The organism is Hyalangium sp., assembly GCF_045802625.1.
In the GTDB taxonomy this organism is placed as follows: Bacteria; Myxococcota; Myxococcia; order Myxococcales; family Myxococcaceae; genus Hyalangium.
This window is the reverse complement of sequence record NZ_JBJMQP010000061.1, coordinates 1-21,586: the sequence shown is the minus strand read 5'-3', so window position 1 is coordinate 21,586 and position 21,586 is coordinate 1. Positions and strand designations below refer to the sequence as shown.

General features: G+C 67.7%; 19 protein-coding genes. 13 read left to right on the top strand and 6 right to left on the bottom strand.

The window, feature by feature from the left end; translation table 11 throughout:
• Window positions 1–18: 18 nt before the first annotated feature.
• From ACJ8AT_RS13000 to ACJ8AT_RS12975, 6 genes are all read right to left on the bottom strand, one after another.
• The gene (locus tag ACJ8AT_RS13000; protein WP_407738024.1) at window positions 19–2,988 is read right to left on the bottom strand and encodes a CHAT domain-containing protein; all 2,970 of its coding nucleotides are present in this window, start codon (window positions 2,986–2,988) and stop codon (window positions 19–21) included.
• Window positions 2,988–3,533, bottom strand: a complete 546-nt coding sequence (locus ACJ8AT_RS12995; protein WP_407738023.1) for an RNA polymerase sigma factor — start codon at window positions 3,531–3,533, stop codon at window positions 2,988–2,990. Before ACJ8AT_RS12995 ends, ACJ8AT_RS13000 begins: the two co-directional genes overlap by 1 nt.
• Window positions 3,534–3,616: 83 nt before the next feature.
• Complete coding sequence (locus tag ACJ8AT_RS12990) at window positions 3,617–5,566, bottom strand: SAVED domain-containing protein (RefSeq protein WP_407738022.1); 1,950 nt, start codon at window positions 5,564–5,566, stop codon at window positions 3,617–3,619.
• A 7-nt stretch (window positions 5,567–5,573) separates the two neighbouring features.
• The gene (locus ACJ8AT_RS12985) at window positions 5,574–6,455 is read right to left on the bottom strand and encodes an SMODS domain-containing nucleotidyltransferase (protein ID WP_407738021.1); all 882 of its coding nucleotides are present in this window, start codon (window positions 6,453–6,455) and stop codon (window positions 5,574–5,576) included.
• A gap of 120 nt (window positions 6,456–6,575) precedes the next feature.
• On the bottom strand, window positions 6,576–7,232 hold the full coding sequence (locus ACJ8AT_RS12980; RefSeq protein WP_407738020.1) for a type 1 glutamine amidotransferase domain-containing protein: 657 nt from the start codon (window positions 7,230–7,232) through the stop codon (window positions 6,576–6,578).
• A gap of 106 nt (window positions 7,233–7,338) precedes the next feature.
• Window positions 7,339–7,785, bottom strand: coding sequence for an RsbRD N-terminal domain-containing protein (locus ACJ8AT_RS12975; protein WP_407738019.1), 447 nt, complete (start codon window positions 7,783–7,785; stop codon window positions 7,339–7,341).
• A 103-nt stretch (window positions 7,786–7,888) separates the two neighbouring features.
• Between ACJ8AT_RS12975 and ACJ8AT_RS12970 the strand changes: the two genes are divergently transcribed.
• The 13 genes from ACJ8AT_RS12970 to ACJ8AT_RS12910 form a co-directional block, all read left to right on the top strand.
• Window positions 7,889–8,401: a GreA/GreB family elongation factor gene (locus tag ACJ8AT_RS12970; protein ID WP_407738018.1), complete on the top strand. Its 513-nt coding sequence runs from the start codon at window positions 7,889–7,891 to the stop codon at window positions 8,399–8,401.
• Between the two features lie 80 nt (window positions 8,402–8,481).
• Window positions 8,482–8,976 (top strand): NADAR family protein, encoded by a 495-nt coding sequence (locus tag ACJ8AT_RS12965; RefSeq protein ID WP_407738017.1) that lies wholly within the window; start codon window positions 8,482–8,484, stop codon window positions 8,974–8,976.
• A 528-nt stretch (window positions 8,977–9,504) separates the two neighbouring features.
• Entirely contained in the window at window positions 9,505–10,167 is a 663-nt protein-coding gene (locus tag ACJ8AT_RS12960; RefSeq protein WP_407738016.1) for a cytochrome c3 family protein, read from the top strand.
• Window positions 10,164–13,364 (top strand): TAT-variant-translocated molybdopterin oxidoreductase, encoded by a 3,201-nt coding sequence (locus ACJ8AT_RS12955; protein ID WP_407738031.1) that lies wholly within the window; start codon window positions 10,164–10,166, stop codon window positions 13,362–13,364. Before ACJ8AT_RS12960 ends, ACJ8AT_RS12955 begins: the two co-directional genes overlap by 4 nt.
• A gap of 3 nt (window positions 13,365–13,367) precedes the next feature.
• Window positions 13,368–14,810, top strand: a complete 1,443-nt coding sequence (gene nrfD, locus ACJ8AT_RS12950) for an NrfD/PsrC family molybdoenzyme membrane anchor subunit (RefSeq protein ID WP_407738015.1) — start codon at window positions 13,368–13,370, stop codon at window positions 14,808–14,810.
• A 3-nt stretch (window positions 14,811–14,813) separates the two neighbouring features.
• Window positions 14,814–15,368, top strand: a complete 555-nt coding sequence (locus ACJ8AT_RS12945) for a DUF3341 domain-containing protein (RefSeq protein WP_407738014.1) — start codon at window positions 14,814–14,816, stop codon at window positions 15,366–15,368.
• Window positions 15,365–15,928 (top strand): c-type cytochrome, encoded by a 564-nt coding sequence (locus ACJ8AT_RS12940; RefSeq protein ID WP_407738013.1) that lies wholly within the window; start codon window positions 15,365–15,367, stop codon window positions 15,926–15,928. The genes ACJ8AT_RS12945 and ACJ8AT_RS12940 overlap by 4 nt, the downstream gene beginning before the upstream one ends.
• Complete coding sequence (locus ACJ8AT_RS12935) at window positions 15,925–17,136, top strand: hypothetical protein (RefSeq protein WP_407738012.1); 1,212 nt, start codon at window positions 15,925–15,927, stop codon at window positions 17,134–17,136. Before ACJ8AT_RS12940 ends, ACJ8AT_RS12935 begins: the two co-directional genes overlap by 4 nt.
• On the top strand, window positions 17,133–17,615 hold the full coding sequence (locus tag ACJ8AT_RS12930; RefSeq protein WP_407738011.1) for a hypothetical protein: 483 nt from the start codon (window positions 17,133–17,135) through the stop codon (window positions 17,613–17,615). The genes ACJ8AT_RS12935 and ACJ8AT_RS12930 overlap by 4 nt, the downstream gene beginning before the upstream one ends.
• A 24-nt stretch (window positions 17,616–17,639) precedes the next feature.
• Window positions 17,640–18,509, top strand: a complete 870-nt coding sequence (locus ACJ8AT_RS12925) for an SCO family protein (RefSeq protein WP_407738010.1) — start codon at window positions 17,640–17,642, stop codon at window positions 18,507–18,509.
• Window positions 18,506–19,552 (top strand): cytochrome c oxidase subunit II, encoded by a 1,047-nt coding sequence (gene coxB / locus ACJ8AT_RS12920; protein ID WP_407738009.1) that lies wholly within the window; start codon window positions 18,506–18,508, stop codon window positions 19,550–19,552. The genes ACJ8AT_RS12925 and coxB overlap by 4 nt, the downstream gene beginning before the upstream one ends.
• A complete protein-coding gene (locus tag ACJ8AT_RS12915) occupies window positions 19,536–21,221 on the top strand; it encodes a cbb3-type cytochrome c oxidase subunit I (RefSeq protein WP_407738008.1) in 1,686 nt (561 codons plus the stop codon). Before coxB ends, ACJ8AT_RS12915 begins: the two co-directional genes overlap by 17 nt.
• The coding region (locus tag ACJ8AT_RS12910; protein ID WP_407738007.1) for a heme-copper oxidase subunit III at window positions 21,211–21,586 on the top strand (376 nt) is incomplete at its 3' end. The genes ACJ8AT_RS12915 and ACJ8AT_RS12910, both read left to right, overlap by 11 nt.

Here is a 21,586-nt window from a genome sequence, read left to right as displayed (position 1 = left end):
TGATGCGGCAGCCGTTCTTCACTCGAAGACGAGGACTCCGTTGATCCAGTCGGCGTCCTTCCCCCTGCGCAGCCACTCCATGCGTTCGTCGCGCGTGGCCATGCTGGGAGAAGCGCCCCCGCGAATCCGCTCGCGCACGGCACCGAAGAAGGCCGATGCGTCTTCATTCGGAATCGACTGTGTCGCCGCGAGCACCGTGCGCGCTCCCGCGGCGAGGAAGGCGTCCGGCAGGCTGCCATGCTCATGCAGGGCCGAAGTTCCCCGCGCGGCCTCGCAGGCCGCCAGGACGACGAGCGGCGCACCCGAGAGTCTCAACCCGCGGATGCGGTTCTCGTACAGCTCATCGCCGCCGCCTGGACCGGGAGCCAGCAACAGATAGGCCGTGTTCGAGCCCGGGTCGATCTTCCCGTGGGTCGCCAGGTCGATGTCCGTCGCCTCCGGCATGGCTTCCAGTACGCGATTTGGCGTGGCGTCCAGCTCCCGCAGGGTCCGGAGCTCCGTTCCCGGCGCGACGCGGGGAGACCACGTCAGGGCGGGCTCACTGCGCTGCTCGTCGTACCGCACATCGCTCACCACGAGGTGCAGGCCTCGTTCCGCGGCAGGTTGGGGCGCGGTGGCCCGCGTCAGGTAACGCCAAGCGAGCTCGGGCGGAAGAAGCCCCGCGCGCCCCTGCAAGGGAGGCCGGGCCAGGACATCCACCGAGGCACAGGGACGAAGGGCCTCCACCATGTCTTGGGGCACCACTCCCGCGAGGCTCGTGGGATCAAACCGCGCGACCCGCACCGGTGTGTAACGGCCGATCCACTGTCCCTCCGCCCCCCGCGCCACCACCAGGCTGCGCTCGGTATCCTCGGTGAGTGCGAGGACGCACCGGCCCGTGGCGGCGAAGCCCAGCTCCGCGCCGAAGCGGCCCAGGGCCGCGGCGAAGTCGCCCTTCGCGGCGTCGGCCAAGATGAGGGACGTGTAGCTGTACGCACGCGCATGCCTGGCCGTGACGTCCTCGGGGGCCGCGGACTCCGCCTCATGAATGGCCTCCTCCAGCAGCGCACGCCCCCTGACGGCGTCGACCTCCACCAGGAAGCGCCCCCGGAGGAACGTCGCGTAGGCGCGCTGCCCCCGGGTGTTGCCAGGCTCCAGCGCCAGCGTCTTCTCCACGGCTTCCGCGTCCCGTGGGGAGCGGCGCGTCCGGGCCACATCCACCAGCGCCTCGATGCCATGCCGCGTGAGCGGCAGTCCGACCTCCAGGGCGCGGTCCAGTTCGGCCCGCGCCTCATCCAGCTCCAGCGCCTGGATGGCCAGGTGGGCGAGGTTCTGATGAATGTTCCGCAGGCTCTTCCGGTCACCGTCGGACATGAGGAGGGCCTCACCGAAGTAGGCTCGGCCCAGTGTGACGTCAGACGTGAGGCGCGCGGTGTTCCCCAGCGTCTGCAACAGCATCCGCTCCTGGTCCCATTGGGCCCGCCGCGCCTGTAGGAGCGCGGCGCGTGCGTAACGCTCGGCATCGATGAGGTGGAAGAGCCAGCCGGACACATGGGCCAGGTCGTTCTCGACGGCGACGCACCGGTAGACCAACTGATGCCGCGTGCAAAGCTCGAGCGCCTTCTCGAGCAGCTTGTGCGCCCGGTCATAGCTCTCCAGTTGCTGCTCCCGTGTGGCCTCCTGCTGGAGCCCCAGCACCTGGAACCAGGGGTCCGGGCTGGCGCGGGCCCGCTCCACGAGAGTACTGGCGTATTGCGGAAGGTGCGGGACCGCATACGTGAGCGCGCCCAGGGCGATGTCGTCCTCGCTCGAGGCGAGGAAGTTTCGGAGCAACGCCTCCTCGTCGCGCGAGTCCACCTGCCCCGTCATCAGCCGGGCGTATTGCGCCGCCAGGGGAGCGCGGACGGAGAAGTTGCGTGCGGCAACGCGCCGGACGTAGTCCTGGAGCACGGTGTCGCCTCCCGAGATTTCATCCAGCTTCCTGGCGAGGGGAAGGAACGCGCGCACCTCCTCGGCGGAGGTTCGGGCACGCACGGCGTGATAGAAGTCCCGGCGCATCAGCGGGACATCGGCGTAGGCGAGCGCGTCCGGCAGCGCGGGGACACCTCGGGAGATGAGTTCGAATCCCGTGCTGTCCGCGGCCTTCCAGCGCTCCTTTCGCTGCAGCGCGACGGCGAGCCGCTGCCGCCTGTCCCGGGCCTCGTTCCGCCATTGCGCATCCGGCTCGGTGCGCTCCAGTGCCTCGAGGTCTTGCATGGCCAACAGCGGCAGCCCCAGGTCCCGATACACCAGGGAGCGATTCCACCGGGCCTGGAGATGCGTGGGCGCCCTGCGGAGCACCTCGTTGAACAGGCGGAGGGATTCGCGCAGCTCCGCTGTCTTGCGTGACGCCTCCAGGGCCCGGGCGTCCAGATAGTGTGCCACCCCCAGGTCGCAGAGCACGTTCGCGTCCCACGTGCGCTCGCGCTGCATCCGCTGCAGGAACTGCTTCGCGCTCCAGGTGTTGGGCCTGCCACCGGCGAGGTAGGCCGCGACAAGCTGAGGCAGGTCTCCTATGGACTCCAGCCGGCTCATGATGGCATTGGAGGGTTCGGTCACACCCTGCGCGGGGGCCGTGCCCATGAAGGACTGGGCCATCGGACGGTAGGTGTCCGCCTGGGGATAGGTGACGCGCGCTTCCAACGTCCGCTGCTGCCGCGCCCACATCTCTGGCACCGCTTGCGGTGTCGGCTCGCTCGTGAAGCGCGGGGTGAGCAGCAGGGCGGCCACGACGGAGAGCACCGCCGCACCGGCCGCCAGCCACCGATTCCGGGGAATGGCGTGCCAGGGCACCTCTACCTGGCCGTGCCGCTCGATGTAGCGCCGGCCGAACTGTTCGAGTTGCAGCAACCGGGTGAGCTCCGACTGGCAGCGCTCACACTCGGCCAGGTGCTTGCCGAAGGCCTGAGCGTCCGCGGGCGAGAGTTCTCCATCCGCGAAGGACTGGAGGGAATCGCAGGGCGTGGACATCAGTGGGTTCCCTCATCGAGGTAGGGCTTGAGCAACTCGCCGAGCTTCTGACGGGCGTCGAACAGCCGCTTGGCCACGCGCCCGGGTGACACGCCCAGCTTGCTGGCGATCTCCCGATTGCCGAGCCCCTGGGAGCGGAGCAGGAAGGTGAGCCGCTGCAGCCGGGGCAGCTTCTCGATGGCCCAATCGAAGCGCTCCTGGGTGATGCGCTCATACGTAGCCGAACCCGCTCCCTGACTCAGGGTCCAGCGGGTGATGGTCGGATCGTCTTCCGCTTTCTTACGGCCCATGGCGCCTCGGAGCAGGTCATAGAAGCGATTGTTCATGACGCTGATGAGCCAGCCATCCACCGGTGCGTCGTCCTGTGCGCCCAACGCACCGTCGAAGTGCTCGATGAAGCGCAATAGCGTCTCCTGCACGAGGTCCTCGGGGTCGATGCCCACGGCGCCTCGGCAAAGTCTCTTGGCAATGTGCAGAAGCAGCTCGTAGTACCGCTCGTGCCAATCCTCGAAATTGCTGGCCACAATCTCCCCGGCGCTCGTCATGACCACGTCTCCGGTCCATCCCCACGAGGGATACGGAGGGCACGGCGAATATTACGTCCCGCCATGCCGGCGGCGGGGCGGGGTCATGAGCGGCGCCCGGGCTTGCGAGAGACGCCCCCGGGCCAGGGGACCTCTACGTAGCCCTTGGACTTCCGGAAGTTGAAGAGCTTGACAGTGGCCTGGGTCTTCGGGTTGTAGGCCCTGCCCAGCGCCGCCGCCAGGCTGGCCGGGCACGCCATCGCGAGCCACACCTCGCGGACGTCCGGCCATTCCGCGTGGATGCGGTCCAGGAAGGCACGGAACTCGTCCACGGCCCGAGCCGTGTCCATGGGTCCCCGCACCACCGTGGGAGAGGGGCCGCGAGCCGCCACCAAGCGCACCACCGCGGGAGCGTCTTCGGTGCCGAGCCACCGCGCCAGCTCCTCGGCGTGGATGGACAGGTTCACCTCGACGGTGATGACCAGGCGGCCCCCTGTCGCGCGGCGGGACTCGTGAGCTGGCCATGACTCCTCGCGGAAGAACCTTTCCTCGGAGGAGGGCTGCTGCAGCGAGTCATAGCCGCAGGTCCAGCCGCCGGTCCGCCCCCGCTGCTCCTGGTACACGCGAAGCTTCCACCGACTCAGCCGCCATCCCAGATGGAACATGAGCGGCAACGGAGCGCGCCCGAAGAGGTGCACCATCGAGACCTGGGTCCCCAGCGCGTCCACGAGCTGATCGGCCTGCTCAAGCGCGCGCCGCCACTCCTTGACAGTGCAGGGGAGGTCATCCGCCACCTTGTCGAAGGGCTGCAGCACGACGATGTCCGGGTCTCCCCCTGCGTGTCCCGCTAGGGCCTCAACGATGGAGGCGGGCGCCACGTTGAAGTTCACCTCGTAGGCCACCACGAGTTCCTCGGGGAGTTCGGGGAGCGGCTCGGCCGACGAGAAGACGATGCGCTGCCCTCGGGGACGGGCTTCCGCGGGCGGAGACGGCGCGAAGAACTGGAGCGACGCCCAGTCGAGCGACGAGGGACTCAGCGCCTCATGGGCTTTCTGGAAGGCATCGTCGATGGGGAGCTTCTTCTGACAGAGGGCATCGTAGAGCGCCTCCGTCATCTTGATGGAGCCATGCACCGTCAAGGGCATCTGCGAGGCGATGACCGCCGGAATACCGAGGCGGTGGAGGTCATGGGCCACACCTCCGAACATGCTGCCCACCTGACCGGGGTTGCTTCCGTGACATGCGCTCAGCACGACAGCCTGCAGGTCGCCCTGAAAAGGACCGAGCACGTCGCGAAGTCTGTCCCCATCCACGCGCATGGGCCGCCCCGGCCGATAGGGATCCGTCCAGACGAGTCCGAACGTTCCTCCGGGTGTTGGGCCCCCATGACACAGGATGTGGAGGATGCGAAACGGTCTTCCCTCCTGGCGCGCCCTTTCCAGCTTGCCGACAAGGGAATCCAGGGACAGGTGCTCGAGCTCATCCTGCTCCCGATTGAAGTCCGGGCACGCCTTCTGAATCGCATCGCGGTGGATGTCCTCCGAGACGCCCTCCTCCGCGTCGGACCAGGCGAACAACACCCGGCCATGGATGGGCGCAGCCGGGGGAACCCGGGTGTCGTTGGCCCATTCGTATTGCAGGGGATGCGGCTTGATGGAGCCAAGGCTCTGACCATTGCAGAGCGAAGTCATCGACCAGGGAAGGCTGAACAGTTCCCCCGCGCTGAAGCGGAAGCGCAACCGGAGGGACACTTTCTTCGCCTCAGCCTTGAGCAAGGCGTTTTCGTAGGGCCTCCAGCCGTCCAGTTCCTTCAGCACGTCCTCGAGGAATCGGCGCAGCAGATCACCCATCTGCCTCCGCGCAGCGGACGTTGGAGCCGCTTGCAGGAACTCCGCACGCAGCTTCTCCACCTTGTCCCACGGGAACTCGGCAACCCCCAGCTTCCCCTGCGGGCCTCGCGCGAAGTACTCCTGCGGCTTCCCGTCGAATGCATAGGGCTCATTCAGTTTCGCCGAGCGGGCCAGCTCGATGGTTAGGATGCGCGGTCCAGGCATGGGGTCCCTACCGTACCGGGAAGTCCGGCCCGAGCAGCTCCCGCCAGATCTCGTTCGCCCCAGGCATGTCGCCCGCCCGCTCCAACTCCAGCGCGCGGTTGGCCTTGCGCGTGGCGCCCGACAGCCGCTGTTGCCCTTGCACGAGGTTCGTCTGGCCCACCCCGGAATTGACGGGAGGCCCGAGCCCCGCCGGCTCCGGCCACTGGTCCATGATGTGCTCGCTCATGAACTGGAGCAGGTGGGCCATGCCCTGCGCGTAGACGGACAGGCGGCCCTCGGGCCGGAACGAGTCGATGCCCTTGTAGGCCATCACCTCCAGGAGGAACGACGGCACGGGCTTGCCCTGGAGCTTGTTCCAACTCTTGATGGCCTTGATGAGCGGCTTGAGCCGTTGCGAGGCCCTCGCGTTCGCCTCGTCACAGGCCTCGATGTGCTTGCGCGGATTGCTCAGGATCCAATCGCCCTTGCGCACGTCGGGAATCCAGTAGGTGCCTGGCCGCCGCGGGTCCTCCAGCGCGGGAACGACGTCGAAGCCGATGCCCGTCCCGCTGAACTCGATGTTGACCGAGCGGTTCTGCAATTTCGCCTGCTTGCCGCGAAACTCCTCCTCGAGCGCCTGCTTCACGCGCTCCAAGAACGCCTTGGGGCCGACGGACTCTCCCGTGCCGCGCTCGGCAGCCGTGAAGATGAGGAAGAGGTCGATATCGTGCAGCGGCCGGATGGCCGTATTCCGGCCGTAGGAGCCACTGAGGATGGACTCCCGGGGCCGCAACCGGCGGCGCATCGCCTCGAAGACGTAACGCTCCTGACGCTTCGCTTCACTGTTCTCGCCCGAATGGAGCTCCAAGCCCTGCATGAACTGCTCGAACGACTGCGCCACGGTCGGCATCGGTGGTGTCTCCTCCCTATGAGAGATACGGAGGAGACCCCGGGCATTACATGGGTGGGCACGCCAGAACCGCGGCCCCTCGCCGGCGCGCCCTGCCGATTCCGATTCCGATTCCGAACACTAACGCGCGAGCGCGGTGCGCAGCGGGCGGATGGCCACCCATCCCAGCAGGGCGGCGAACACCCAGCGGCCCCAGTGCGAGCGCTCCTCGGCCACCGGATGGTTGCGCGGGGCGTGCTCGTCGAAGAGCTGCACCATGCCCTTGATGAAGTGGCGCATGTCCAGCGGGCTGCGGCTGGAGAACCACTTGTCATCGCGCACGCCGGGCTCGTCCATCCACTCGGCGCCCGCGTTGCGGAGGTCGTCCTTGATGCCGGGCCACGAGGCCAGCTTGCGTCCACTCGCGAGGCCCGCGGACACGAGCACCCAGGGGCCGTGGCACAACGTGGCGATGGGCCGGCCGTGGCGGTCCATCTCGCGCACGAAGTCGAGCACCTCTTCACTCTGGCGGAGCTTGTCCGGATTGACGAAGCCGCCGGGGATGAGGAGCGCGTCGAAGTCCTTGGGACGCACGTGCTCCACCGTCTCGTCCACGCGGACCTTCTTGCCTGGCCACATCAGGTTCATGCCGCGGATGCGGCCCTTGTGCAGGGAGATGATGTCCACCTGCGCGCCGCGCTTGCGCAGTGCCTTCACGGGGAGGGTGAGCTCCACCTGCTCGAAGCCGTCCGCGGCCAGCACGCCCACCCGGATACCCTTCAACGTCTTCCTCGCCATGCCTGCGCCTCCCAGGTTCTCTTCCGCGAATCGTCGGCATTGCTCCCGCGCCCGGCATCCCGCGCTCCCCAGGCCGTGGAGGAGGCAGGAAGGCAGGGGCTCCCTCTCAATGACCCATCGTCTCGGCTGCCGCCTCCGAGGCCCCACGCAGGGCGAGGGCCCGGCGGGCGAACTCCGTCGTGCAGACCGTCACCACGTCATCCAGGTCCTGGTTGAGGTGGAGCACCTCGGAGGGGGTGACGCCCTCGGGTTCCTCCACCCAGAGCCCGAGCAGCGTCTCGCGCAGCACCGCGAGCTCCGCCAGCACTTCCACGAGGTCGAAGTGCTCGCAGACCCGCTGGAAGGCATGCACGCGGGAGAGCATCTGGCTCCCATAATCATCGGTCGAGGCGCGCTCGCGCAGCCGCTTCGCCAACCAGTCGAGCAGCTCCGGGACGTGGTCCTCCAGGCTTGCATCGGAGAGCTTCCGTGCATCGGTGAGCGTACGCACCAACTCCTTCCAGCGGACGAGGACCTCCTGCTTGTGGGCTTCGATGAGTCGGGCGAGTCCCATGATTATTAGGAATGTCGGTGTGCCCGCATGGGCAGTCACCCTGTCCTCCGGGACAATGGGCATGCCGCACCGGTAGGAAGCCGGGCATCCGGGAGGGAGCACCATGTCGAAAGCCTTCACGAAGGAAGACTCGGGCGGGGAAGAGCTCCTCCTGCCGCCGCGTCCCCGCTCGGCCTCTGGCGAGAAGCGCTACATCACTCCCGAGGGCTACCGGGCCCTGCAGGAGGAGCTCGAGGCGCTCACGGCGCCCGTGTCCCGGGACAAGGACACGCCGGCCTTCGAGGGCGAGGCCCAGGCCCGGGAGCGGGCGCGCCGGGCGCGGCAACTGGCCGCCATCCTCGAGGAGGTGAAGGTGGTGTCCCCCGAGGCTCCGGACGACGCGCACGTCTTCTTCGGCGCGTGGGTGACGCTCGAGGACGAGGAGGGCGAGGAGACGGCGTACCGCGTCGTCGGTCCGGACGAGGCGGACGTGAAGGCGGGCCGGCTCAGCGTCGAGTCCCCCCTGGCGCGGGCGCTGCTCGGCAAGGAGGTGGGGGAATCCGTCCGGGTCGAGCGCCCGCGCGGTGCCATCGAATACACCGTCACCGGGGTCTCCTACCGGCCGCCCACCTCTTGAGTGCCCCGGGCGCTGTCAGGTCCACCTCCCCGCCGCGTCCAGCTTGGTGTTATACCTACACCAACCATCCCGAGGGCCCCATGAGCGACGCGCGGCGCAGGTTCACCTTCTTCTGGCGGCAGGAGTCCCCGTTCTCGCAGTGGCACCCGTGTGAGTTCTGGGTGGGGGGCACGCGCTTCACCTGCGCCGAGCAGTACATGATGCACGGCAAGGCGGTGCTCTTCGGGGACGCGGAGATGGCGGCGCGCATCCTGGAGGCGAAGACGCCCAAGGAGCACAAGGCGCTCGGACGCGAAGTGCGTGGCTTCGATGGCGCGCGGTGGGAGCGCGAGCGCGAGCGCATCGTCTATGAGGGCAACCACGCCAGGTTCACCCAGAACCCGGAGCTGCTGAAGGCGCTGCTGGCCACGGCGGGCACGGAGCTGGTGGAGGCCAGCCCGTTGGATCTCATCTGGGGCGTGGGCCTGTCGGCGGAGGACCCGCGCATCCAGGACCCGGCGGCGTGGCGGGGCCTGAACCTGCTCGGCAAGGTGCTCACGCGGCTGCGCGAGGAGCTCCTCGTCACACGCCCGTGACACGACAGTGCGCGACAGACCTGTAGCAGGGGCCCGCCGGCTCGCGGGCCCCTTCGCATCTATGTAGCGGAGATGTGAGTTCCACCAACTGGTGGAGCGCCTGTTGGAGCGCCGCCGCGATCGCTGGCGCGATCCTGAAGACGCTTGAGGCCCCTCGCGTTCAAGCACCCTTCCATCTCGTAGAAGAGAACGTCATCAGGGGAGGTTTTCACCCGCGCCACAACGCCATGGGTCGTGGTATCCCCTCGCGCGCGGACAGAGAAAGGTTGACACCCGGATAATGATGCTCGATGGTCGCGCGCCGCGTTGGGAGGGGACGAGGAGGACGACTCCCGCCCACGGCACTTCTTCAATCGGATGGGGTCGGGCGTGTCCGCATGTCTCCTGCCAGGGCAGGAGTCGTCGCAGCCACAGCAACGCCGTGAATGAGCTTCTTGTTCCAGTCTCCCTGTGCCGTCTCCGAGCCGGCCGCACCGTCCTCCCGGTTGCGTCCCTTCGGTGCCCACTGACTAGCCCCCCGGTCCTGGTATGAGCGGTCCTCTCTTCCCACGCTGGACGAACACGGTGTCGCGGGCTTCCGCCGCGGCGCTCCTTGCAATCCCCGCGATCGCGCTTGGCGGTCTGATGGCGTACGTGCGTTCTCCGTTCGTCACCAACCAGCACCGCCCGCTCGAACAGCCGATCGAGTTCGATCACCGGCACCACGCCGGCGACGAGCAGATCGACTGCCGCTACTGCCACTTCTCCGTGGAGAAGTCGCCGTCGGCGGGCATTCCTTCCACCACCGTGTGCATGTCCTGCCACGCGCAGGTGTGGAACAAGAGCCCGTATCTGGCTCTGGTACGCCAGGCGTACTTCACCGACCAGGCCATCCCCTGGGTGCGCGTCCACAACCTGCCGGACTTCGTCTACTTCAACCACTCCATCCACGTGAGCAAGGGCGTCGGCTGCGTCACCTGCCACGGCCGCGTGGACTACATGGGCGCCATCGAGCAGGTCCAGCCGCTCACCATGCAGTGGTGCCTGGACTGCCACCGCAACCCCAAGCCCAACCTGCGTCCGCAGGAGTTCATCACCAGCATGAGCTGGGAGCCGCCGAAGGACCACGCGGAGGCCGAGGCGCTCGCTGACACGCTGGCGACCCAGTACGACGTTCACTCGCGCACGAGCTGCTCCACATGCCATCGCTGAAGCCCAAGCTCGACGGAGCCCCCATGAAGGACACCCCTACTTCCTTCGCCCTGCCGGTCGTCCCGGCCCAGCAGGCCGAGGCCGCGCACGACCACGATCACTCTCACGGTGACGTCGTGGGCGAGGCGCTCGATCACGCCGCCGCGCACGCCGTGGCCACCGAGGGCGCCTACGGGAAGACGTACTGGCGCAGCCTCGAGGAGAAGCTCGGCAAGGCCGAGTACCTCGAGGAGAGCCGCCCCGAGTTCCCCGAGGGCGCGGACCTGCCTCCCACCGGCGTGGCCCGCCGCGAGTTCATGCAGCTGCTCGGCGCGTCGCTCGCGCTGGCCGGCGCCACCGCCTGCTCCACCCGTCCGGTGGACGAGCGCATGGTGCCCTACACCCGCACGCCTCCCGAGCTCGTCCCGGGCAACCCGCTGCACTACGCCTCGGGCATGACGTTCGGCGGGCACACCTCGGGCATCCTCGTCACCGCGCGTGAGGGCCGCCCCATCAAGGTGGAAGGCAACCCGCAGCACCCGGTGAACCTGGGCGCCGCCGGTGTCTTCGAGCAGGCCTTCCTGATGTCCCTGTACGACCCGCAGCGCGCCCGCGTGCTGCGCAACCGCAAGGATCCGCGCTCGCTGCGCACCTTCGGTGAGGAGCTCGGCACGGTCATCGCCCGGGCGGCACAGGAGAACGGTGGGACGCGCGTGCGCTTCCTCACCGAGCCCAACACCTCGCCGGTGCTCGACGACCTGCGCTCGCGCATCCAGAAGCGGCTGCCCAACGCGCGCTTCGTGAGCTACACCTCCGTCACGCAGGACGCGGCCAGCGAGGGCACGCGCGCCGTGCTGGGCCAGCCGGCCACCCCGCTGTACGACTTCTCCAAGGCGGACGTCGTCCTGTCGCTGGACGCGGACTTCCTGGAGAGCCGCCCGGCCAACCTGGCCTACGCCCGCGCCTTCGCGCAGCGGAGAGACCCCGCCGAGGGCAACCTCAACCGCCTCTACGTCGCCGAGCCGCGCTTCACCATCACCGGCGGCATGGCGGACCACCGCCTGCGCGTGACCTCCGCCGAGGTGTTCGCCGTCGCCGCCGCCATCGCCTCGCGCGTGGGCGGTGACGTGGCGGGCCTGGCGGGCGCCGCCTCCCAGAAGGCGCAGCTCAACGCCGCCCACCAGAAGTGGGTGGACGCCGTCGCCGCCGACCTGCGCGCCGCCTCCGGCCGCAGCGTGGTGCTGGCCGGTGAGCGTCAGCCCGCCGCGGTGCACGCCCTGGCCGCCGCCCTCAACGCGGCGCTCGGCAACGTGGGCCAGACGGTGCGCTACATCCCCGCCACCGTCTCCGAGACGACCAGCGCCGCCGCCCTGCGCCCGCTCGTGGACGAGCTGAAGAACGGCGCGGTGGACGTGCTCGTCATCTCCGCGTGGAACCCCATCTACCGCGCCCCGGTGGACCTGGGCCTGCGCGAGGTGCTGGACCCGAAGAACCCCAACCGCAACAAGCTCACCGTCGTCTACACCTCGCTCTTCGAGGACGAGACGAGCGCCTACGCCGACTGGTTCATCCCGGCCGCGCACGAGCTGGAGGCCTGGGGTGATGGCCGGTCGATCGACGGCACGGTGACCATCGTGCAGCCGCTCATCCAGCCGCTCTTCAACGGCGTGCCCACCGCGGAGTTCCTCGCGACCTTCCTGGGTGAGCCCTTCCGCAACAGCTACCAGATCCTCCGCGACTTCTACCGGGGCCGCGCCGCCGCTGGCTCGGACTTCGAGACGGCGTGGGAGACCTGGGTGTCGGTGGGCATCGTCCCCGAGTCCGCTCCGGCGGCCCTGGCCGGCACGCCCAACGTGGGCGGCGCCGCCGCGCTGGTGAACGCCTACACCCCGCCCGCCTCCGGTGGCCTCGAGGTGAACTTCGTCGCGGACTACAAGGTCTACGACGGCCAGTTCGCCAACATGTCCTGGCTGCAGGAGCTGCCGGATCCCATCTCGAAGATGACGTGGGACAACGCGGCCTACATCAGCCCGAAGACCGCCGAAGACAATCACCTGGAGCCCGGTGACATCGCCACGCTCACCACCCGCGTGGGCAAGCTCGAGGTGCCGGTGTGGATTCTGCCCGGCACGGCGGACAACGTGGTGGTGCTGCCGCTGGGCTATGGCCGCACGGGTCTCTTCGAGACGGTGGCCAAGGAGATCGGCTTCGACGCCAACCAGCTGCGCAGTGTGGACGCGCCCTGGTTCGAGGGCGGCGCGAAGCTGGCGAAGGGGCGCACCACGCACAAGTTCGCCCTGAGCCAGAGCCACTGGCGCATGGAGGGCCGGCCGATCGCCCTGGACATGACGGTGGCCCAGTTCCACAAGGAGCTGGAGGCGGAGAAGGAGCACGCCAGCCCGGTGCTCGCTCGCGTCCGTGGCGACGAAGAGAGCGCCAACCTCATGCCGGACTTCAAGTATGAGGACTACAAGTGGGCCATGGCCATCGACCTGGCCCGCTGCACCGGCTGCGCCGCGTGCGTGGTGGCCTGCCAGGCGGAGAACAACATCCCCGTCGTGGGCAAGGAGCAGGTGGCCCGCAGCCGCGAGATGCAGTGGCTGCGCATCGACCGCTACTTCACCGGCGACGACCTGAATGACCCCGAGATGGTCATGCAGCCGGTGGCCTGCGTGCACTGCGAGAAGGCCCCCTGCGAGTACGTGTGCCCGGTGAACGCCACCGTCCACTCGGACGAGGGCCTCAACGACATGGTGTACAACCGCTGCGTCGGCACGCGCTACTGCTCCAACAACTGCCCGTACAAGGTCCGCCGCTTCAACTACCTGCACTACAGCGCGGACAAGACGCCCACGCAGAAGATGATGATGAACCCGGACGTCACGGTGCGTAACCGCGGCGTCATGGAGAAGTGCACCTACTGCGTGCAGCGCATCGAGCGCGTCCGCATCAAGGCGCGCGTGGAGAAGCGGCCCATCTTCGAGAAGGAGCTGCAGACCGCCTGCGCCCAGGCCTGCCCCACCGAGGCCATCGTGTTCGGCACCCTGAGCGACCCCAACGCCCAGGTGACCAAGCACCACCACGACGAGCGCGCCTACAAGCTGCTCAACGAGCTGGGCACCCGTCCCCGCACCGCCCACCTCATCCGTCTGCGCAACCCCAATCCTGCCCTCGCGTCCGCCCAGCCCGCTGGCGCGGAGCACGAAGGAGGCCACTAAGCCATGGCCGAGACCGCTGCTCATCTCGCTTCACTCGACCCGCTCGAGCCGCGTCCCCTCGTCGCGCCGCACCACGACGACAAGACGCTCAACGAGACCCTGCTCGACCACGTGTGGGCCAAGCCCGGCAAGGGCTGGTTCATGCTGTTCGGAATCGCGCTGGCCGGCCTGGGCCTGCTCGTCCTGGGTGTGACCATCACCCTGGCCCGCGGCATCGGCATGTGGGGTAACAACCAGCCCAACGGCTGGGCGTTCGACATCATCAACTTCGTCTGGTGGGTCGGTATCGGTCACGCCGGTACGCTCATCTCCGCCATCCTCCTGCTCTTCCAGCAGAAGTGGCGCACGAGCATCAACCGCTTCGCCGAGGCCATGACGCTCTTCGCCGTGTGCTGCGCGGGTCTCTTCCCGCTGCTGCACACGGGCCGTCCCTGGTTCGCCTTCTGGCTCTTCCCCTACCCCTCCACCCTGGGCGCCTGGCCGCAGTTCCGCTCCCCGCTGGTGTGGGACGTGTTCGCCATCTCGACGTACCTCACCGTGTCCGCCCTCTTCTGGTACGTGGGTCTCATCCCCGACCTGGCGGCCCTGCGTGACTCGTCCAAGGGCAAGCTCCAGCGCACCATCTACGGCCTGTTCGCCCTCGGCTGGCGCGGCTCCGGCCGTCACTGGCACAACTACAAGATTGGCTACCTGCTGCTCGCCGGCCTCTCCACCCCCCTGGTGGTCAGCGTGCACACCATCGTGTCCTTCGACTTCGCCACGGGCCTCATCCCCGGCTGGCACGCCACCATCTTCCCGCCCTACTTCGTGGCCGGCGCCGTGTTCAGCGGCTTCGCGATGGTGGTGACCCTGATGGTGCCCGCCCGCAAGTACCTCAAGCTCCGGGACGTCATCACCGACCGCCACCTGGAGAACATGAACAAGGTGATTCTGGCGACGGGCCTCATCGTGGCCTACGGGTACATGATGGAGCACTTCATCGCCTGGTACTCCGGCAGCGAGTACGAGATCTGGACCTTCTACGTGAACCGCGCGCGCGGCCCGTACGCCGGGGTCTACTGGCTGATGATGATGTGCAACGTCGTCACGCCGAACATCTTCTGGTTCAAGAAGTGCCGCACCAGCATCCCCATCATGTGGGTGGCGTCCATCCTGGTGAACATCGGCATGTGGTGCGAGCGCTTCATCATCATCGTGTCGTCGCTGACGCAGGACTTCCTGCCCTCCTCGTGGGACCTGTACAGCCCGACCTGGGTGGACTGGTGCATCTACGTGGGCACGCTGGGCCTGTTCAGCACCCTGTTCCTGCTCTTCCTCAAGTTCGTCCCCGCGGTCGCGGTGAGCGAGGTGAAGGAGCTCCAGTTGGAGCTCAAGCACGCCGCGCACCACGGCGCCCACGGCCCGGAAACGGGCGCCGCCGGGACCCTCACCCACGGAGCGCACTGACCCATGTCCGCCGAGACCAAGATTCTCGATAGCTGGGTGCTCGCCGAGTTCGCCACGCCCGATGCCCTGGTGGATGCCACCCGGCAGATGCGGGAGAAGGGCTACGAAGGCATGGACACCTATTCGCCCTACCCGCTGCACGGCGGGTCCGAGGCGCTGGGCCTGCCGCCCTCGCGCGTGCCCTTCATCGCCCTGGGTGGCGCCCTCACGGGCATGACCACCGCCGTGGCGATGATGGCGTACATGAACGGCTTCGACTACCCCATCAACGTGGGTGGCCGTCCGGTGTTCAGCCTCCCCGCCTACGTCCCCATCACCTTCGAGCTGTCGGTGCTGCTGGCGGCGTTCGGCATCTTCTTCGGCCTGCTGGGGCTCAGCCGTCTGCCCCAGCCCTACCACCCGGTCTTCGAGAGCGAGGAGTTCCGCAGCGCCTCCACGCACGGCTACTGGCTGAGCATCCCGAAGGCCCTCACCGCCACCAAGGCGGAAGACATCATGGACCAGCTCAAGGCACTGGGCGCGACCCATGTGACCGTTGTCACGGGAGAGAAGGAATGAGGTGGCTCATCCCCGCCGCGGCAGGGCTCGCCCTGGCCGGCTGCAACGTCCCGTCCGAGTTCCTCCAGCGCATGGAGTCTCAGGCGAAGTACGAGTACTACGAGACGAGTGAGTTCTGGGCGGACGGCCGCGCCATGCGCACCCCGCCCGAGGGCACCGTCCCGCGCGAGCGCCCGGTGGGCAACCCCGGCCTCACCACGGGCCGCGTCAACGGCGCGCTCGTCACTTCCATCCCGCTCGAGCTCAACCGCGAGGTGCTCGAGCTGGGACAGAAGAAGTTCAACATCGTCTGCTCGCAGTGCCACGGCCGGCTCGGCGACGGCAACAGCGTGGTGGCGGAGAACATGGCCCTGCGCCTGCCTCCGTCCCTGCTGCAGCTCGCCAACAAGCCGGACGGGCACTTCTTCGCCGCCGTCACCGAGGGCTACGGCGTGATGCCCTCCTTCGCCGGCGAGCTCAACATCCAGGAGCGCTGGGCCGTGGTGGCCTACGTCCGTGCGCTGCAGCGCGCCCGCAACACGACGGCGGGTGGCCAGCCTCTTCCGCAGGAGAACCGATGATTGCCGTGGACCGTTTCAACGGCGGCTCCAAGACGATGACGCTGGCCGGGGCCGTGGGCGTCATCGGCCTGGTGCTGACCATCGTGGGCTTCGTCACCGCGCCCCAGGCGTCGATGTTCAGCTACCTGCTGGCCTTCACGTACTGGGTGGGCATCTCGGTGGCCGCCATCATCATGCAGGCCATCTTCCACACCGCGAAGGCCAAGTGGCCCACCATCCTGCGCCGCAGCATGGAGACCATGGGCGTCACCGTGGTGGTGTTCATCGTCCTGCTGCTGCCCATCGTCTTCGGGGCCAGGTACATCTTCCCCTGGGTGGACCCGCAGGGCTGGGTGTTCCCCGGCACCGAGGGCGTGAAGTTCACCGAGGTGCAGCTGCACCACCTACACCACAAGCACCCCTACCTGAACCTGACCTTCTTCTACATCCGTCAGGCCATCTACTTCGGGGTGTGGGCCTTCGTGGCGTGGCGGCTGCGCGGCTGGAGCACCGAGCAGGACACCACCGGCGCGCTGGACCTCACCGTCAAGCTGCGCCGCTTCTCCCCCGGTGCCCTCCCCTTCCTTGCGCTGACCATTACTTTTGCTGGTTTCGACTGGCTGATGAGCCTCACGCCGCTCTGGCAGTCCACCATCTTTGGCGCCTATTACTTCGCCGGCAGCTTCCTGGCGGCGTTCTGCGTGCTGACGGTCGCCACGGTGAACGCGCAGGGCAAGGACGAGTACGGGACTCTGGTGACGACGGCGCACTACCACAACCTGGGCAAGCTGATGCTGGCCTTCACGGCCTTCTGGGCCTACATCGCCTTCTCCCAGTTCCTGCTCATCTGGATCGCCAACCTCCCCGAGGAGGCCGGCTGGTTCAAGCTGCGCATCGAGGGTCCCTGGAGGCCGGTGTCCATCGCGATCTTCCTCCTGGGCTTCCTGCTGCCCTTCTTCGTCCTGCTCTCGCGCGAGCTGAAGCTCAAGCCGCGGCTGCTCGCGATGGTGGCCATCTACCTGCTGGTGATGCACGCGGTGGACCTGTACTGGCTCATCTGGCCGGCCTTCTCGCCCCAGGGCCCCTCGTTCCACTGGACGCTCGTCACCGCCTTCGCGGGCGTGGGTGGCCTCTCGGTGGCCGCGGCCATCTTCCTGGCGCGTGGCCGGTACACGCTGCCGGTGAAGGATCCCTACATCTCTGAGTCGTTGAGGTACGTGCAGCCATGAAGAAGACCGAGTCGGAGCTCGAGTCGCGCGTCATCCGTGGCGCGCACGGCGTGGCCGCCGAGGAAGACCACATCCTCACCGGCAAGGTGACCCAGGTGGGCGTGGGCGCCCTCGTCATCTTCATCGTGGGCGGAATCTGGGCCTGGCGCCTCCAGGTGGCGACGACGAACGAGTTCGTCCCCGACGGTCCCGCGCCCATCCCGGCCCTCATCACCCCGGACAAGGACCACCGGACCGCCTACGAGATTGGCATCGTGAACCAGCGCATGTTCGACGTGGACACGCACGCCACCGAGAAGCTGACCTCCCAGCAGCAGGCGCTGGAGAACGGCTGGGCCGAGGAGCCCGGCGTGGTGGCCCGGCCCACCATCTCCCAGGCGATGGATCAGATCGTCTCCGAGCAGGCGGCCTCGCGCCAGCAGCCGGCCCCGGCCCCCACCCCTGCCCCGCAGCAGCAGACCGCTCCCAAGCGGCCGTAGTTTTGCGGTAGAGGAAGAAGCACGATGTACACCCCCTCCTCCCCCCACAGTCCCCGCGCCGTCCTGGCGGCGCTGGTCCTGGCGCTCGGCGCCGGGCTGCCAGCGCACGCCCTGCCCGGTGGCGGCAAGGTCCCCCAGAGCATCATCGACGCCCAGTCCGATGCCCCGCCGCAGGTGCGCGGGGTGGACGTGGAGGAGCACCTGGGCGAGCTGGTGTCGCTGGAGGCGCAGTTCACCGACGCCTTTGGCAAGCCGGTGCGCCTGCGCGACGTGCTGCCTCGGACGCGGCCGGTGCTGCTGACGCTCGTGTATTACAACTGCCCCATGCTCTGTAACCTCGTCATCAACGAGCAGATCCGCACCATGCGGGAGCTGGGGCTGGAGCTCGGCAAGGACTACGAGGCGGTGACGGTGAGCATCGACCCCAAGGACACGCCGGCGCAGAGCCTCGAGCGGCGGCGGCGTCACCTGCAGTCCATGGGACTGCCGGAGACGGCTCCCTGGCACTTCCTCACCGGTACCGAGGAGAACATCCACCAGCTGGCCAGCGCGGTGGGCTTCAAGTACGCCTACGACGCGGACACCAGGCAGTACGTGCACCCGGCGGTGGTGAACGTGCTCACCCCCGAGGGGGCCGTGTCCCGCTACCTGTACGGCACGTCCTTCCGGCCGCAGGACATGAAGCTGGCCCTCCTGGAGGCCGCGGGCGGCCGGGTGGGCACCAGTTTCGATCGCATCGTCCTCACCTGCTTCAAGTATGACACCGCCACCCGGCGGTACGGCTTCTACATCTTTGGATTCCTCCGGATAGGCGCCCTCATGGTCTTCGCCTCGCTCGCGACCATGCTCGCCTACTACTGGAGGCGTGAGCTGAAGAAAGGCGCAGCAGCATGAACGAGTTGCTGAACAAAATCCTGTTCCTCCCGGAGCAGGCGTCGACCTTCGCGGAGCGGGTGGACCACCTGCACTACTTCGTCGTCACCGTGACGATGCTGAGCTCGCTCGCGGTCGGTACGGCGGCGGTGTTCTTCTTCTTCCGCTACCGCCGGCGCCAGCCCAACCAGGCGACGGAGTACGTCGTCCCGTCCGTGAAGACGGAGTTCCTCTTCGTCTCGCTGCCGCTGGTGTTCTTCCTCACCTGGTTCGTCATCGGCTTCCGGGACTTCGTGTTCGTCACCACTCCGCCCAAGGACGCGATGGACGTCTACGTCATGGGCAAGCAGTGGATGTGGAAGTTCGCGTACCCGGAAGGGCCCAACGGGGTGAACGTGCTGCACGTGCCGGCCAACCGCCCGGTGCGTCTGCTCATCACCTCGCGCGACGTCATCCACTCCTTCTTCGTGCCGGCCTTCCGCATCAAGATGGACGCGGTGCCGGGGCGCTACACGCAGACCTGGTTCGAGGCCACCAAGCCCGGCACGTACCAGATTCTGTGCACCGAGTACTGCGGCCTCTCCCACTCGAAGATGCTGGGTGAGGTGGTGGTGCTCCCGGCCGAGGAGTGGGACGCCTGGGTGAAGGAGCAGCGCAAGGGCAGCCTGCAGAACCGTCAGGACGCCCTGGCGGACCTGACCCTGGCGCCGCACCCCTCGCGCATGGCCGAGCAGGGCCAGAAGGTGGCCGCCGAGGTGGGGTGCTTCAAGTGCCACACCGTCAATGGCGAGCCGCACATCGGGCCGACCTTCCTGGGCCTCTACGGCCGGACGGAGACGCTGGACAACGGCCAGAGCATCCGCGCGGACGAGGCGTGGATTACCCAGTCCATGATGGACCCGGGCGCCCACCTCGTGGCCGGCTACCCCAACGTCATGCCCACCTTCCAGGGCAAGCTGACGGGGCCCCAGACGGCGGCCATCGTCGAGTACATCAAGACCCTGCGCACTCCGGACATCCGCACCGGCGCTTCTCAAGGACCTGTCTATGAGCCCATCCAGTAGCATCGCAGCCGAGCCGGGCGCCGTGCCCGCGCCGGATGAGCATCACGAGCACCACCCGAGCTACCTCGTCGACGGCACCACGGTGAAGTCGTGGCTGCTGACGCTGGACCACAAGCGCATCGGCGTGATGTACCTCATCTGGGTCCTGCTCTTCTTCTTCATTGGCGGCATCTACGCCTTGATTGTCCGCCTGGAGCTGCTGACTCCGGGTCCGACCATCATCGACGCGATGACGTACAACCGCGCCTTCACCATGCACGGCGTGGTGATGATCTTCCTGTTCATGATTCCGGCCATCCCCGGCGCCTTCGGCAACTTCATGCTGCCGCTGATGCTGGGCGCCAAGGACGTGGCCTTCCCGCGGCTGAACCTCCTGTCGCTCTACCTGCTGCTGACGGGTGCGTTCATCGCCATCTGGGGGATGATCAACGGCGGCATGGACACGGGCTGGACGTTCTACACCCCGTACAGCACGCACACGACGACGACGGTGGCGCCCATCCTCTTCGGCGCGTTCATCATCGGCTTCAGCTCCATCGCCACGGGCCTCAACTTCATCGTCACCGTGCACACCATGCGGGCGCCGGGCATCACCTGGTTCAAGCTGCCCCTGTTCGTGTGGGCCATGTACGCCACGGCGTGCATCCAGGTGCTGGCGACTCCGGTGCTGGGCCTGGTGCTGCTGCTGGTGGTGGGTGAGCAGCTCTTCCACTTCGGCATCTTCGACCCGGCGCGCGGCGGAGACCCGGTGCTCTTCCAGCACCTGTTCTGGTTCTACTCGCACCCGGCCGTGTACATCATGGTGCTGCCCTCCTTCGGCGTGATGTCGGAGATCGTGGCCACCTTCAGCCGCAAGAACATCTTCGGCTACCGCGCGGTGGCGTTCTCGTCGCTGGGCATCGCCTTCGTGGGCTTCTTCGCCTGGGGCCACCACATGTTCGTGTCGGGCCAGTCCACGTTCAACGCGGGCGTGTTCGCGGTGCTGACCATGCTGGTGGGCGTGTTCACCGCCATCAAGGTCTTCAACTGGGTGGGCACGGTGTACAAGGGCGCGGTCGACTTCAAGACGCCGTTCGCCTACTTCTGCGGCTTCCTGTACTTCACCGTGTTCGGCGGCATGACGGGCGTGGCGTTCGCCACGGCGTCGCTGGACGTGCCCTGGCACGACACCTACTTCGTGGTGGCGCACTTCCACTTCATCATGGGGGGCGCGACGATCATGGCCTTCATGGCGTCGCTGCACTACTGGTTCCCGAAGATGTTCGGGAAGATGTACCACGAGGGGTGGGGCCTGGTGTCCGCGGCGCTCATCATCCTGGGCTTCAACGCCACGTTCATCCCGCAGTTCCTCCTGGGCAACGCGGGCATGCCGCGGCGCTACTACGAGTACCCGGCGCGCTTCCAGACGCTCAACGTGGCGTCCACGGCCGGTGCGTCGCTGCTGGCCTTCGGCTTCCTCATCAGCGCCATCTACCTGACGTACGCGCTGGTGTACGGCCGCCGCGCCGCCTCCAACCCGTGGCGCAGCCGCGGCTTCGAGTGGGACACCCAGTCGCCGCCGGTGGTTCACAACTTCGAGAGCGACGAGATTCCGATGTACACCCGTGGGCCGCACGAGTATCAGGACGTGCCCGCCGAGCTGACCGAGGGAACGCCCCATGTCGCATAGCGCAGCGAATGTGTCTGAAGCCGCGCTCGCCCGACTGCCAGAGCACTACGCCACTCCCGAAGCGCACAACCACGCGGTGCGGCTGGGCATGTGGCTGTTCCTGGCCACCGAAGTGCTGCTCTTCGCCGGGCTGTTCGTCGGCTACTTCGTCTACCGCGGCTACTTCCCGGTGGCGTTCGAGGAGGGTGCGCACCACCTCGACCTGTGGGCAGGCACCACCAACACGGTGATCCTGATCACCTCCAGCTTCACCGTGGCGCTCGCGCACCACCTCGCGCACACCGGCCGCAACCGCGCCGCGTTCTGGAACCTGTTCCTCTCGATCCTGATGGGCTTCGGCTTCCTGGTGATCAAGGCGATCGAGT

Excerpts from the sequence above, each read along its gene's own strand:
- ACJ8AT_RS13000 (WP_407738024.1), bottom strand. The coding sequence starts at position 2,988 with ATGTCCACGCCCTGCGATTCCCTCCAGTCCTTCGCGGATGGAGAACTC.
- ACJ8AT_RS12995 (WP_407738023.1), bottom strand. The coding sequence starts at position 3,533 with ATGACGAGCGCCGGGGAGATTGTGGCCAGCAATTTCGAGGATTGGCAC.
- ACJ8AT_RS12990 (WP_407738022.1), bottom strand. The coding sequence starts at position 5,566 with ATGCCTGGACCGCGCATCCTAACCATCGAGCTGGCCCGCTCGGCGAAA.
- ACJ8AT_RS12985 (WP_407738021.1), bottom strand. The coding sequence starts at position 6,455 with ATGCCGACCGTGGCGCAGTCGTTCGAGCAGTTCATGCAGGGCTTGGAG.
- ACJ8AT_RS12980 (WP_407738020.1), bottom strand. The coding sequence starts at position 7,232 with ATGGCGAGGAAGACGTTGAAGGGTATCCGGGTGGGCGTGCTGGCCGCG.
- ACJ8AT_RS12975 (WP_407738019.1), bottom strand. The coding sequence starts at position 7,785 with ATGGGACTCGCCCGACTCATCGAAGCCCACAAGCAGGAGGTCCTCGTC.
- ACJ8AT_RS12970 (WP_407738018.1), top strand. The coding sequence starts at position 7,889 with ATGTCGAAAGCCTTCACGAAGGAAGACTCGGGCGGGGAAGAGCTCCTC.
- ACJ8AT_RS12965 (WP_407738017.1), top strand. The coding sequence starts at position 8,482 with ATGAGCGACGCGCGGCGCAGGTTCACCTTCTTCTGGCGGCAGGAGTCC.
- ACJ8AT_RS12960 (WP_407738016.1), top strand. The coding sequence starts at position 9,505 with ATGAGCGGTCCTCTCTTCCCACGCTGGACGAACACGGTGTCGCGGGCT.
- nrfD (WP_407738015.1), top strand. The coding sequence starts at position 13,368 with ATGGCCGAGACCGCTGCTCATCTCGCTTCACTCGACCCGCTCGAGCCG.
- ACJ8AT_RS12945 (WP_407738014.1), top strand. The coding sequence starts at position 14,814 with ATGTCCGCCGAGACCAAGATTCTCGATAGCTGGGTGCTCGCCGAGTTC.
- ACJ8AT_RS12940 (WP_407738013.1), top strand. The coding sequence starts at position 15,365 with ATGAGGTGGCTCATCCCCGCCGCGGCAGGGCTCGCCCTGGCCGGCTGC.
- ACJ8AT_RS12935 (WP_407738012.1), top strand. The coding sequence starts at position 15,925 with ATGATTGCCGTGGACCGTTTCAACGGCGGCTCCAAGACGATGACGCTG.
- ACJ8AT_RS12930 (WP_407738011.1), top strand. The coding sequence starts at position 17,133 with ATGAAGAAGACCGAGTCGGAGCTCGAGTCGCGCGTCATCCGTGGCGCG.
- ACJ8AT_RS12925 (WP_407738010.1), top strand. The coding sequence starts at position 17,640 with ATGTACACCCCCTCCTCCCCCCACAGTCCCCGCGCCGTCCTGGCGGCG.
- coxB (WP_407738009.1), top strand. The coding sequence starts at position 18,506 with ATGAACGAGTTGCTGAACAAAATCCTGTTCCTCCCGGAGCAGGCGTCG.
- ACJ8AT_RS12915 (WP_407738008.1), top strand. The coding sequence starts at position 19,536 with ATGAGCCCATCCAGTAGCATCGCAGCCGAGCCGGGCGCCGTGCCCGCG.